The organism is Rhizobium sp. ERR 942, from assembly GCF_007828395.1.
GTDB classification, from domain to species: Bacteria; Pseudomonadota; Alphaproteobacteria; order Rhizobiales; family Rhizobiaceae; genus Rhizobium; species Rhizobium dioscoreae.
In genome coordinates this window covers 643,933-656,215 of the sequence record NZ_VIUA01000003.1, presented here as the reverse complement: position 1 = coordinate 656,215, position 12,283 = coordinate 643,933, and the positions used below count along the sequence as shown (strand labels likewise).

Here is a 12,283-nt window from a genome sequence, read left to right as displayed (position 1 = left end):
TATCGATCGTGAAGACGCCCTCCTCCATCAAGGTTCACATCACCCGCCTGGAAATGACTGCGCCACCCAAGGCCAGCCTGCCGGTGCCGGTCAATATCCAGACTGCGATCATGCGGGCGCCTGGCATTCCGCTGCCCTTCTATCGCTATCTCTATCGCCAGGTGGGCGCTCGCTGGCATTGGGTGGAGCGTCTGCGCCTCTCCGACGAGCAATTGACTGCTATTCTTCACGACCAACGCAACGATATCAGCGTGCTTTACGTCAATGGCGCGCCGGGTGGATTCTTCGAATATTTCCGCCAGGACGAGGAGACGATCGAGCTTAGCCATTTCGGCCTCATCGAACACGCACTCGGCCTCGGTATCGGCAAATGGTTCCTGCTGCAGTCGCTCTACGCCATATGGACGCTGAACCCGCAACGGATCATCACGACGACAAACAATCTCGATCATCCCAGGGCATTACAGCTCTATCAGATGTTCGGCTTTTCGCCGATTTCGACCGGCGAAGGCATCGTCCGGCCGTTGAGTGACAAGGAACTGCTTGAGCTCGCCAAGAAGAGCTAAGGGTTCGCTTTCGGCAGGAATCGGGTGGCTTCGGTTCTTGTTCGGGCGCATCACATGGCAAGTCTCGAAAGGAGCTTTGCCATGCCTTCCATCGCTTTTGCAGCCATGCCCACCTCCGATGCCGAAGTTCTGTGGAACGGCGGCGTCGATGCCTATGGTCACCGGCCAGAGACCGTGATTTCCGATGGTCCCGGCCATCCCTGCCGCCACTGCCTGCGCAATATCGATGCCGGCGAGGAGCTGTTCGTCTTCGCCTATCGCCCCTTCCCGGAATTGCAGCCCTATGCGGAGACGGGTCCAATCTTCCTGCATAAGACGCCATGTCAGCGCTACGAAGCAGAAGAAATCCTGCCGCCGGTGCTGACGACCAGCAAGGATTTCATCGTGCGTGGTTATGGCAAGAACGACCGCATCGTCTATGGGACCGGTGCTGTGACGCCGACCGGCGATATCCCAGCCTATGCAGCTTCGCTGCTTGAGCGTCCCGACATAGCCTATGTCCATGTCCGCTCGGCCCGCAACAATTGCTACCAGTGCCGGATCGATAAAATGGGAGCGCCGGCATACGCGGATGCCGGCGCCTCCATCTGACGTGCACGCGTTGGGCTTTACGCGACGTTCAGAATGCTCTCCGCTGCAACGGCTTCATAGCCGAGCGCCTCGGCCACTGGCCGGTTGGTGATGCGGCCCTTGTGGACATTGAGGCCATTGCGGAGGTGCTTGTCTTCCGCGATGGCGCGCAGGCCACGATCGGCCAAGGCGAGACCGTGATAGATCGTGGCGTTGTTGAGCGCATGGGCCGAGGTCACGGGAACGGCACCCGGCATATTGGCGACGCAATAGTGTACGACGCCTTCCACCACATAGGTCGGATCGGAATGCGTCGTTGCATGCGAGGTTTCGAAACAGCCGCCCTGGTCGATGGCGACATCGACGATAACAGAACCCTTCTTCATGCCTGAGAGCATTTCGCGCGTCACCAGCTTCGGCGCGGCGGCGCCGGGGATCAGCACGGCACCGATGACGAGATCGGCGGAAAAGACCTCTTCCTCCAGAGCCTGGATGCTGGAATAGCGCGTGTGAACGCGGCCGTTGAAGATATCGTCAAGCTGGCGCAGGCGCGGCAGCGAGCGATCGAGGATGCTGACGTCGGCACCGAGGCCGGCTGCCATCTTGGCCGCATGCAGGCCGACGACGCCCCCGCCGATAATCGCGACCTTTGCCGGCAGCACGCCGGGCACGCCGCCGAGCAGGATACCGAGGCCGCCATTGGCCTTCTGCAGAGCGGTTGCACCCGCCTGGATCGACAGGCGGCCGGCGACTTCGGACATCGGCGCCAGCAGCGGCAGGCCGCCGCGCTCGTCGGTCACGGTCTCGTAAGCAACAGCGGTCACGCCCGAGGCGAGCAAGCCCTTGGTCTGTTCCGGATCAGGGGCCAGATGCAGATAGGTGTAAAGAAGCTGGCCTTCGCGGAGCTGTGCCCATTCCGAGGGCTGCGGCTCCTTGACCTTCACGATCATGTCGCACTTTTCGAAAATATCCTTGGCGCTTGCAGCGATCTTGGCGCCGGCAGCCGCATAGGCGTGGTCATCAGCACCGATGCCGGCGCCGGCCTTCGTCTCGACCCAGACTTCGTGGCCATGGGCGACATATTCGCGCACGGATGCCGGCGTCAGACCGACGCGGTACTCGTGGTTCTTGATTTCCTTGGGGCAACCAACGCGCATTTCATTCCTCCTCGAATGCTTTTGCGTCTTTCATTTTCTCCAAGTGAAATCAGACCACCTCCGCCCCGCAATGTCCTTGCAAAGACGATTTGCGCTGCAGTCATTTTTCGTGATTTATTGCGCAGATAGGAATTTCTTCGAAAGACCTTCGAATGTCCGACCTCGATGCTATCGATCATTCGATTCTGCGGATGCTGCAGCAGAATGCCAGGATCACCAATGCGGAACTGGCCGAGAAGGTCGGCCTGTCGCCCTCGGCCTGTTCGCGGCGGCTCGATATCCTGGAAAAGAGCGGCGTCATCGACGGCTATCACGCGCATCTCTCGCACAAGGCGCTGGATTACAAGATGATCGCCTTCGTGCACATCTCTCTATCCGGCCAGTTCGCAAAGACGCTTTCGGAATTCGAGACCGCGGTGAAGCGCTGCCCCAACGTGCTCTCCTGCTACCTCATGTCGGGCGAATATGATTACATATTGCGGGTCGCCGCGCGCGACCTCGAGGACTACGAGCGCATCCATCGCGACTGGCTCTCCGCCCTGCCCCATGTCGTGAAGATCAATTCCAGCTTTGCATTGCGCGAGATCATCGACCGGCCGAATGTCGGCTTGTGATCTTCGTCAGCACATATCCAGCAGCAATGCGCGATGATCGGACACCTCTGGCTCCGCGACAGGATCGAAACGGATGACCTCGACATTCGATGTCACGAGCATGTAGTCGGCAAAACGCGGCTGCTTCTTATAATGCGAGGTGCGCGTGTCGTCATGTCCCCGTGAAGTGACGAGATCGACAAGCCCCAGGCTGCCGAGGATCTCGAAGGTCTCGCTATCCGGCAGCACGTTGAAGTCACCGCAAACCACCAGCCGGTCGCCCTCTTGCCGAACCTGGCGAATGATCTCAACCAGCGCTTGCGCCTGATGGCGCCGGGCCGGCGTATCGCCCTTGCCTTCCAGATCCCGAAGGCCATGCATATGAGCAATGGTGACGGGATAGCCGCGCTCATAGTGGAAAAGGCGGATGCAATGGGCATTGCGGGAGCGCGGATGCGGTCCATAGCCATCAGCAGAAAATTCGCCGTGAACGAAACCGGCTCCCTGGCCGATGATCGGATAGGTCCTGCGCACGAAGGTTGCCAGTCCGAATTCAGAGTCCAATCGCGTGTCACCGTCGAAGAGATCGCCTCGCGCGACAGGGAGGAAGAAGGCATCGTAAGCCGGCAAAGCAGCCTTCAGCTCCTCGAAAAGATTGGCACGCTGCGGGAGCTCGATTCCGTGATCGCGATAAACCAGCCATTCGGATTGTGCGTTGTGCGTGCGGACCACTTCCTGCAGGCACAGAACATCCGCCTCGACATCGACGAGATAGGGCATCAATGGCTCATGCAGCCGGCCGCCCCATGCATTCAAAGAAACGATACGCATATCCCGCACCTCTCATAGTCACATGGCCGATCGCAGCGGCCATTTCGATGCGGTACCCATTCGGGACGCCCGGCTACAATTTTAGCGATTATGCTAAACATCCCGCAAGGCATATCTGATATCCAAATCGAGAAAAAGACGGATGAGCCGGGATAACATCATGCAGTTCTCTTCGAAATCTCCCGTTCAGGGCAATCTGAAAATAAAGACACGCGGCTCGCCGCGCCATCATGCGCGGCTCACGGGCCAGGTTCGATATTTCACCAAGCTTGTCGCCGGCCGCGTCGTCGATATTTCGACAAGCGGCATCGCGCTCGATCTGCAGGCGCCGCTCTATGCAGCGGCGGGCAGCAAGGTTCGCGTCGAATGCGACGATATCGGCCTGCTGGATGGTTTCGTGCGCTGGGCTCATAACGGCCGTATCGGCATCGAGTTCGATCGCTCGTCCAATGCCTCGGCCAAGGTCGCGTCCTATTTCCGCTTTTTCCACAAGGACATAAAGCCGGTTCTCAAGCGCTGATCGAATGTCGGCACAAGCCGGCTACGATCCACAATAAGCCTGTCACATTCCTGGTGCACACCTTCAAAAATCGTCCTAATCTCGCTCGCCCGAGAGATGATCGACGGACCATAGCCCCATCGTTGAAGGAGTGCCTTATGTCTTCCATTCTGGATTTGCCCAGCATGTCGCGCCGTTCCCTGCTGCAAGGCCTCAGCGCCACGGCGGCGCTGATCGTGCTGCATCCTTTCGCAGCCCGCGCTGCGAGCAATCAGGCGCATCTGCGCCTCATGGAAACGACCGACATTCACGTCAACGTCTTCCCCTACGACTATTATGCCGACAAGCCGAACGACACGATGGGACTGACGCGCACGGCGACGATCATCGACAATATCCGCGCCGAAGCCACCAACTCGCTCCTGATCGACAATGGCGACGTGCTGCAAGGCAATCCGATGGGCGATTACATGGCCTATCAGCACGGCATGAAGGAAGGCGACGTCCATCCGGTCATCAAGGCGATGAACACGCTCGGCTACTCTGTGGGCACGCTCGGCAACCACGAATTCAACTATGGCCTCGATTTCATGTTCAAGGTGCTGGCCGGCGCGAATTTCCCGTTCGTCTGCGCCAACCTGACCAAGGGCAAGCTCGCCTCCGATCCCACCAAGGACGACCTGTTCTTCAAGCCCTATCTGATCCTCGAAAAGAAGATCAAGGACGGCTCCGGCAATGAAAGCCCGATTAAGATCGGCTTCATCGGCTTCGTGCCGCCGCAGATCATGCTCTGGGACATCAAGAACCTCGAAGGCAAGGCGCAGACCCGCGATATCGTCGAAGCCGCCAAGGCCTGGGTTCCGGTCATGAAGGCCGAAGGCGCCGATATCATCATCGCCCTCTCCCATTCCGGCATCGACGGCAGCGGCCCGAGCGAGAAGATGGAAAACGCTTCGCTTTACGTCGCTGCGGTCGACGGCATCGATGCCGTCTTCACTGGCCACCAGCATCTTGTCTTCCCCGGCCCGAAGACCTGGGATGGCATCAAGGACGCCGATCCGGTCAAGGGCACGCTGCACGGCAAGCCTGCCGTCATGGCCGGCTTCTGGGGCTCGCATCTCGGCCTCATCGACCTGCTGCTCGAAAAGGATGGCAAGAGCTGGAAGATCGTCGACTTCACCTCCGAAGCACGCCCGATCTACCATCGCGACGACAAGAAGAAGGTCATCGCTGACGTCACCGACAAGAAGGAAGTCGTCGAAGCCGCCAAGGCCGAACATGAGGCGACGCTGACCTATGTCCGCACGCCCGTCGGCAAGACGTCTGCGCCGCTCTATTCCTACTTCGCGCTGGTCGCCGACGATCCCTCTGTGCAGATCGTCAGCCAGGCGCAGATCTGGTACATCAAGAACATACTGAAGGAGACGCAGTACAAGGACCTTCCGGTTCTGTCGGCTGCAGCGCCCTTCAAATGCGGCGGGCGCAACGGCGCCGACTATTATACGGACGTTCCCGCGGGCAATATCGCCATCAAGAACGTCGCCGACCTCTATCTCTATCCGAACACCGTCCAGGCCGTTGTTATCAACGGCGCGCAGGTCAAGAACTGGCTGGAAATGTCGGCCGCGATGTTCAACCAGGTACAGCCGGGCGCCAAGGACGCGGATCTGATCAACAGCAGCTTCCCGTCCTACAACTTCGACGTCATCGACGGCGTGACCTACCAGATCGATGTCTCGCAGCCGCGCCGCTTCGGCGATGACGGCAAGGTTCTGAATGCCGATGCAAACCGCATCCAGAACCTGCAGTTCGATGGAAAGCCGATCGACCCCGCACAGAAGTTCTTGGTCGTCACCAACAACTACCGCGCCGGCGGCGGGGGCAACTTCCCGGAAATCGCGGCGGACAAGGTCGTCTACCAGGCGCCGGACACCAACCGTGACGTCATCGTGCGCTATGTCCACGAGCAGGGCACGATCAACCCGACCGCCGACGGCAACTGGATCTTCAAGCCGCTGGCGGACACGACCGTGCGGTTCCAGAGCTCGCCGAAGGCAAAGGATTTTCTCGATCAGGTCAAGAGCGTCAAGATCGAAGACGCCGGCGAAGGTGCCGACGGCTTCCGCAACTACCGGCTGGTTCTGTAAGCACGAATGCTATCGTCCTCTCCTCTCATTTGGGGAGAGGACTTTTTCACTCCGCCGCCAGACGCTTGTCGTCTGGATGGAACATCTCGACAGTGGACTTGAAGTCCTCCTGACTCGGGCATCGCGACAGACGATCACGGAAAGCCTCGATCATCCAGGCAGCCGCAGGGCCAGGGGGATTGTCCACCTTACGGATGGCATAGAGCGGATATTCGCTCTGGTCGTAGGCATCGAGAGCCAAAGGCACCAGCCGTCCCTTCTGCAGATCCTCCATGATGAACGAGGCCGGCAGGCCGCCCCAGCCAAGACCGCCGCGGATCAGCTGATGCTTGGTGGCGATATCGCTGAGATGCCAGATCTTGTAGGACAGGACGTTGAAATCCTTGCCATTGGTGAGATTTGATGCGTCGGTGACAACCAGTTGCACTTCTTCGCGCACATCGGCCAGCGTCAGCGGCCGCCCCAGCAGAGCGAGCGGATGCGTCGGAGCGGCAACTGGCATCATGAAGGAATGTCCGATGCGCTCGATAACCAGGGCATCATCCTGCTTCAACACCGAGCCGCCGATACCGATGGTCGACTTGCCGCTGGCAACCAGCTCCAGCATCGAACCAAGTTCGCCGGTGTCGAGGCGCAGGGAAACATAAGGGAAGCGATCGCGAAATTCCCGCAGCACATCGACCGTGGCATGCACCGGCACCATGACGCTGATAGCGACGGCCACCTCCGCCTCAAGGCCGCTCTTCAAGCCCTTCACGCGTGCGCGCATTACCTGCAGATCGGAAAGAATGCGGCGGGCATCCTCCAGCATTACCCTGCCCGCGTCCGTTAACTTCGGCTGGCGCGAGCCGGAGCGCTCGAACAGCGGCATTTCGAGCTGAGCCTCCAGATTGGCAATCGTGTAACTGATGACCGACTGCGCGCGGTTCAGCATTCGTGAAGCGGCCGAGAAGCTGCCTGACTCGGCGACGGTCAGAAAGACCTGCAATTGGTCGAGGGTGGGATTGGGGAGCATCTGCCATCCATTCTATCGATAATTCCGATCCATATTATCACAGTTTTTCTCGATAGCACTGACGACTTATTTATGGAGGCGAACGTGATCGGACTCTCCCAGCCGATTTAGCAACTCATTGAAAAGGAAAACGGATATGTCCTCCATTCTGCTTCTGACCTCCAGCCCGCGTCCGGACTCGCTCTCCACGAAGATCGCCACCGAACTGGCCGAGAAGATCAAGGCCAACAATCCGGGCAAGACGCTCGTCAAGCGCGACCTCGCTGCCGACAACCTGCCGCATATCGATGGCCCCTTCACCGCCGCCATCCGCACGCCGGCCGACGCCCGTACGCCCGAGCAGCAGGAACTGGTCAAGGTTTCCGACGCACTCGTCGACGAGCTGCTGGCAGCCGACACGCTTGTTATCGGCACCGGCCTCATCAACTTCAATATCTATTCCTCGCTGAAGACCTGGATCGACAACATCGCTCGCGCCGGCCGCACCTTCACCTACACGGAAACCGGCCCGAAGGGTCTGGCGACCGGTAAGAAGGCCTATATCGTGCTCGCTTCCGGCGGCGTCTATTCCGAAGGCCCGGCCGCCCCGCTGAACCATGCCGTTCCCTACCTGAAGTCGGTTCTCGGCTTCATCGGCATCACCGATGTCGAGACCGTTTACATCGAAGGCGTTGCTTTTGGTCCGGAAGCTGCCGAAAAGGCCGTCGGTGCCGCCCAGGCTCGCGCCTCGGAGCTGGCTCTCGCCGCTTAATCGACTGCAGCTTCCAGGCATTGACAGGCGGCCGGCATCAGCCGGCCGCTTTGCTATTCCGCCTGTGGCAACTCCTTCACGAACGACCTCACGGTCTCCAGAATTTCATTGGAAAACGCCTCGTCATTCGCCACGCGCGCGAGGCCGAGGGCTCCGGTTATCAGGCAGGAGGCGATGATCGCCTTGCGCCTGGCTTCGGCTGTCTCCGGCTTCGGCATGCGCGCCGTCATGGCATCGAAATTCCTTCGCAGGCCATCCGTCGCGACGGTACGGACCGCATCGCTGCTGCGCGCCATATCCGCCGTCAGCGCGGCATAGGCGCAGCCCTCGCCGCAATGATCGCGATGACGCTCGCTGAGATAGGTATCGACATAATCGTCGAGCGAGATGCTTTCGGGATCGATCCCCTTTTCCTCCTGCTGTCGCCGCCACGACCCGATCGCCGATTCCACGGCTTCCGCCACCAGTTCGTCGCGCGAGGCGAAATGCTTGTAGAAGCCGCCTACGGTAAGCCCCGCCTCCTTCATCAGGTCGGCGACACCAATCCCTTCCAATCCTTCCTCACGCAGACGCTTAGCGGCGAGCGTCACGATGCGTTCGTGCGTCTTCTGCTTTTCCAATTGTGAGCGGCCCATCGAAAATCCTTTCATGCCTGGCTTGACAAAATGGATTACGATCATAATCCTTATAGATAACGATCATAATCCAGATCGTGACAAAAGCCAACAGGAGCTACGAACATGCGTCTCAAGAACAAGGTTGCCGTCATCACCGGTGGAAACAGCGGCATTGGCCTCGCCACTGCCCGCCTCTTCCTCGCCGAAGGCGCGAAGGTCGCCATCACAGGCCGCAATCCCAAGACACTGGCTGCGGCGGCCGAACAGCTCGGCGGCGGCGTGCTGGCTTTGCAGGCCGACACCACCGATATCCCGGCCATGGAAAAGGCCTTTGCCGAGGCTGCGGAGAAGCTTGGGAAATTTGATGTGGTCTTTGCCAATGCCGGTATTGCCGGGGATACGCCGCTCGGCAAAACGACGCTTGAGCAGTTTGAAACCATCGTTCGCGTCAATTTCACCGGCGTCTTCTTTACCGTACAGGCCGCCCTGCCATATCTGAACGACGGCGGCTCCGTCATCCTGAACGGCTCCGTCCATGCCGTTCTCGGCATTCCCGGCGCTTCGGCCTATGCCGGCACGAAGGGCGCCGTTCGCGCCATGACGCGCAATCTCGCCTCCGAACTTGCGCCCCGCGGCATCCGCGTCAACCAGGTCACACCGGGCGCCACCAAGACCCCGATCTGGGAACCCCGCGCCAGCACGCCGGAGGCTCTGGATGCGCTGCAAGCCCGCTTTGGCAGCCTCAGCCCGCTCGGCCGCATGAGCGAAGCGGATGAAATCGCCAAGGCAGCGCTCTATTTCGCCTCCGATGATTCCGCCAACGTGACGGCCATTGAGATCACGGTCGACGGCGGCGCGATCAACGCTCCGTCCGGCGCGAAGATATTCCGCGCGGCTTGAAGCCTGCGAATTATCAGCCATCAATTTTCAATGAGTGTTATGGGCCGCCAAAGCAGATGCAGAGGCGGCCTTGCATCTAATGCATGTTAAAGGAGTTTAACTGCTTCAGACCTGGCGAACCTTTTCGCCGTCGCCAAAGAGGCCGGCGCCGTTCTGATCGATAATCTGTTGGCCCTTGCGGAAGGTCGATTCCACGGCATCATCGGACGAGGTGAAGACATCGGCGCGGATGAAATTGCGCACCAGGATCTCACCATTCACATCCTTCTCAATCCGGCCCATGAGGCGGAACTGATTGCCCTCGCGCTGCGGCGTCGCATAGATCGTGCAGCCGGCATGTACCTGCGGTTCGACGCTAACAGTCGAGCCGCCGGATTTTTCAGTGCCAGCTTGCGATGCGCCACCGGTGAAAATCGAAAGGATATTTGAAAAGAACGAAGCCATGGATCGCCTTTAGCATGAAGGTTGCAGGGTCGCAAAGTCAAATGATCAGGTTTGCCAGGATCTCGTTTTCGGTGATGTCCTCGTAGCCCATGCCTGAGCTTTCAAAATTGGCGATAAGCTGCTTGAAATTATCCGGATTTTTCGTCTCGATACCGATCAGGATGGAGCCGAAATTGCGGGCGCTCTTCTTCAGATATTCGAAGCGGGCGATGTCGTCTTCCGGGCCGAGCATGTTGAGGAAATCGCGAAGCGCGCCGGGGCGCTGCGCCAGGCGCAGGATGAAGTATTTCTTCAAGCCCGCATAGCGCATGGCGCGCTCCTTGACATCAGGCAAGCGCTCGAAATCGAAATTGCCGCCGGAGACGACGGCGACGATGGTCTTGCCGCGGATGCTGTCGCGATCGAGCTTTTCCAGCGCCGTGATCGCCAGAGCGCCTGCCGGCTCTAGCACCACGCCCTCCACATTCAGCATATCGGTGATGGTGACGCAGATGGCGTTCTCCTCGATGAGCTTCACCTGCTCGGCCGCAAAACCCTTCAGGGCCGCGAAATTCAGCTCGCCGATACGACCGACGGCAGCGCCATCGACGAAATTGTCGACCTTAGCGAGCGTCATCACCTGCCCCGCCTCGATGCTGCGGCGCAGGCTCGGCGCTCCGGCCGGTTCGGCGAAGGTGAAGGCATCACGCGGGAGCTTATCGGCAAAATAGCCGGTGATCCCGGCGGCAAGACCACCACCGCCGACAGGAAGAAGGATGTGATCGGGGATAACGCCATCAGGCAGCTGCTCGGCGATTTCGGCAGCGACCGTCGCCTGCCCCTCGATGATATCGGCATGATCGAAGGGAGGCACCATGACGCCGTCAATGCTCTCGACGTGATCGCGCGCGGCCTGATAGCATTGATCGAAGAAATCGCCGAAGAGCTTGATGGTGATGAACTCACCGCCGAAGATGCGGGTCTTGTCGATCTTCTGCTGCGGCGTCGTCACAGGCATGTAGACCACGCCGGGCACACCGAAATGGCGGCAGACGAAGGCGAAGCCCTGGGCGTGATTGCCGGCGGATGCGCAGACGAAGGTCTTTCCCGTACCACCCTCGGCAATCACCTTGCGAAAGAAATTGAAGGCGCCGCGGATCTTATAAGAGCGAACCGGTGTGAGATCCTCACGCTTCAGCCAGATGTCGGCGCCATAGCGCGCGGAAAGATGCTCGTTCTGCTGCAGCGGCGTTGCGGGAAAGAGGCCACGCATGGCCTCTGTGGCTTCGAGAACAGTCTGGTTGTCCACGGCTTGTCCGTCCTTCTTCAATCACCCCCGCTATGACACAGGAAAGATGAGCAAAGAAAGCCTCTTTATCGCGCTTTCGGTCCTGCAATGGCAAGATTGGCCGCACCGAACAAGTCATTAACCATTTATGCCCCTGACTGTCGAAACCCCTAAATCTGTGAATTGACAGCCAAGCTCCCCCTGCGTCCAATATGACACAGCCATCATGATGATGGTTAGAGGCCCGCCTTAAATCCGATCGTCGGCTACGGCGGGCTTCGCTTATCCATGCTGGCATTAACTTATACTTGCACATAGGATTGAGAATCGCGCGAAAGATGTTTATCCCAGTTTTGTTCAAGGGGAGAACATCGTCATGCGCCTTATGCGCCCAGCTATAATCGCTTTCACTCTTGCGGTGCTTGCTTCCTGCGCCTCGCAGGAAAAAAGCTTCGAGAAGAACATCCCCATTATGAAGGAAAGCCCGACGGCACGAGCGCAGGTCATCGACAAGTGCATGTCGCAGCGCCTGCCACCAGAAACGCTGGATGAAATCGCTTTCTACGTCAAATCTCAAAGAAGCGACGCAAAGCGGCTCTTTTGTCAGCGACTGATGAACGGTGTGGTATCGGGAAAGATCAGCTATGCCGATTTTAAGGCCATGTTCCAACAGAAGAAGGTGACACCGGCGCTTGTCAGCGTTCTCAAGGGTCGCTGAGCCGAGCATGTCAGGCTGACGCCGATCGGCCCCTTCCTGCAAAACATTTCCTTGACTGAATCGCTCAAGTGCTTGATGGGGAGAGGCACGCGGACGTGGCGAAACTGGTAGACGCAAGGGACTTAAAATCCCTCGGCCTTTGGCTGTACGGGTTCGACCCCCGTCGTCCGCACCAAAAATCAAACTTCATCAAAATCCCAATGAAAAG

The 12,283-nt window shown here is 59.0% G+C and carries 14 protein-coding genes and 1 tRNA gene; 9 read left to right on the top strand and 6 right to left on the bottom strand.

The genetic code is table 11. The features are described from left to right. Positions 1 to 5: 5 nt before the first annotated feature. Positions 6 to 566 (top strand): GNAT family N-acetyltransferase, encoded by a 561-nt coding sequence (locus tag FBZ97_RS15840; protein ID WP_113333547.1) that lies wholly within the window; start codon positions 6 to 8, stop codon positions 564 to 566. An 81-nt stretch (positions 567 to 647) separates the two neighbouring features. Further along, complete coding sequence (locus FBZ97_RS15835) at positions 648 to 1,157, top strand: DUF1203 domain-containing protein (RefSeq protein WP_145320265.1); 510 nt, start codon at positions 648 to 650, stop codon at positions 1,155 to 1,157. A gap of 17 nt (positions 1,158 to 1,174) precedes the next feature. Here the strand turns inward: FBZ97_RS15835 and ald are convergent, their stop codons facing one another. Further along, positions 1,175 to 2,293: an alanine dehydrogenase gene (gene ald / locus FBZ97_RS15830; RefSeq protein ID WP_145320267.1), complete on the bottom strand. Its 1,119-nt coding sequence runs from the start codon at positions 2,291 to 2,293 to the stop codon at positions 1,175 to 1,177. Between the two features lie 152 nt (positions 2,294 to 2,445). On the opposite strand from ald, the gene FBZ97_RS15825 reads away from it, so the two are divergent. Next, on the top strand, positions 2,446 to 2,907 hold the full coding sequence (locus FBZ97_RS15825) for an Lrp/AsnC family transcriptional regulator (RefSeq protein WP_075852386.1): 462 nt from the start codon (positions 2,446 to 2,448) through the stop codon (positions 2,905 to 2,907). Positions 2,908 to 2,913: 6 nt separating this feature from the next. Here the strand turns inward: FBZ97_RS15825 and FBZ97_RS15820 are convergent, their stop codons facing one another. Beyond that, a complete protein-coding gene (locus tag FBZ97_RS15820) occupies positions 2,914 to 3,717 on the bottom strand; it encodes an endonuclease/exonuclease/phosphatase family protein (RefSeq protein ID WP_145320269.1) in 804 nt (267 codons plus the stop codon). A gap of 160 nt (positions 3,718 to 3,877) precedes the next feature. Between FBZ97_RS15820 and FBZ97_RS15815 the strand changes: the two genes are divergently transcribed. Both FBZ97_RS15815 and FBZ97_RS15810 read left to right on the top strand, forming a co-directional pair. Further along, positions 3,878 to 4,237: a PilZ domain-containing protein gene (locus tag FBZ97_RS15815; protein WP_145320271.1), complete on the top strand. Its 360-nt coding sequence runs from the start codon at positions 3,878 to 3,880 to the stop codon at positions 4,235 to 4,237. A gap of 137 nt (positions 4,238 to 4,374) precedes the next feature. Beyond that, positions 4,375 to 6,363: a bifunctional 2',3'-cyclic-nucleotide 2'-phosphodiesterase/3'-nucleotidase gene (locus tag FBZ97_RS15810; protein ID WP_145320273.1), complete on the top strand. Its 1,989-nt coding sequence runs from the start codon at positions 4,375 to 4,377 to the stop codon at positions 6,361 to 6,363. A 46-nt stretch (positions 6,364 to 6,409) separates the two neighbouring features. Here the strand turns inward: FBZ97_RS15810 and FBZ97_RS15805 are convergent, their stop codons facing one another. After that, positions 6,410 to 7,378, bottom strand: a complete 969-nt coding sequence (locus tag FBZ97_RS15805; protein ID WP_112340985.1) for a LysR family transcriptional regulator — start codon at positions 7,376 to 7,378, stop codon at positions 6,410 to 6,412. A gap of 136 nt (positions 7,379 to 7,514) precedes the next feature. On the opposite strand from FBZ97_RS15805, the gene FBZ97_RS15800 reads away from it, so the two are divergent. Then, positions 7,515 to 8,129 carry an FMN-dependent NADH-azoreductase gene (locus FBZ97_RS15800; protein ID WP_113333514.1) on the top strand — a complete coding sequence of 205 codons (615 nt, stop codon included), beginning with the start codon at positions 7,515 to 7,517 and terminating at the stop codon, positions 8,127 to 8,129. Between the two features lie 53 nt (positions 8,130 to 8,182). Here the strand turns inward: FBZ97_RS15800 and FBZ97_RS15795 are convergent, their stop codons facing one another. Then, entirely contained in the window at positions 8,183 to 8,764 is a 582-nt protein-coding gene (locus FBZ97_RS15795) for a TetR/AcrR family transcriptional regulator (protein ID WP_113352691.1), read from the bottom strand. Between the two features lie 105 nt (positions 8,765 to 8,869). Between FBZ97_RS15795 and FBZ97_RS15790 the strand changes: the two genes are divergently transcribed. Then, positions 8,870 to 9,646, top strand: a complete 777-nt coding sequence (locus FBZ97_RS15790) for an SDR family oxidoreductase (protein ID WP_113366409.1) — start codon at positions 8,870 to 8,872, stop codon at positions 9,644 to 9,646. Between the two features lie 105 nt (positions 9,647 to 9,751). Here the strand turns inward: FBZ97_RS15790 and FBZ97_RS15785 are convergent, their stop codons facing one another. Both FBZ97_RS15785 and ilvA read right to left on the bottom strand, forming a co-directional pair. Continuing rightward, complete coding sequence (locus tag FBZ97_RS15785) at positions 9,752 to 10,090, bottom strand: HlyU family transcriptional regulator (protein ID WP_015339645.1); 339 nt, start codon at positions 10,088 to 10,090, stop codon at positions 9,752 to 9,754. A 37-nt stretch (positions 10,091 to 10,127) separates the two neighbouring features. Next, positions 10,128 to 11,378, bottom strand: a complete 1,251-nt coding sequence (gene ilvA, locus FBZ97_RS15780; protein ID WP_145320275.1) for a threonine ammonia-lyase — start codon at positions 11,376 to 11,378, stop codon at positions 10,128 to 10,130. A 355-nt stretch (positions 11,379 to 11,733) separates the two neighbouring features. On the opposite strand from ilvA, the gene FBZ97_RS15775 reads away from it, so the two are divergent. Together FBZ97_RS15775 and FBZ97_RS15770 are read left to right on the top strand one after the other, a co-directional pair. Beyond that, on the top strand, positions 11,734 to 12,075 hold the full coding sequence (locus FBZ97_RS15775) for a hypothetical protein (RefSeq protein WP_069611935.1): 342 nt from the start codon (positions 11,734 to 11,736) through the stop codon (positions 12,073 to 12,075). Between the two features lie 89 nt (positions 12,076 to 12,164). Further along, positions 12,165 to 12,250, top strand: a tRNA-Leu gene (locus FBZ97_RS15770). Positions 12,251 to 12,283: the final 33 nt, after the last annotated feature.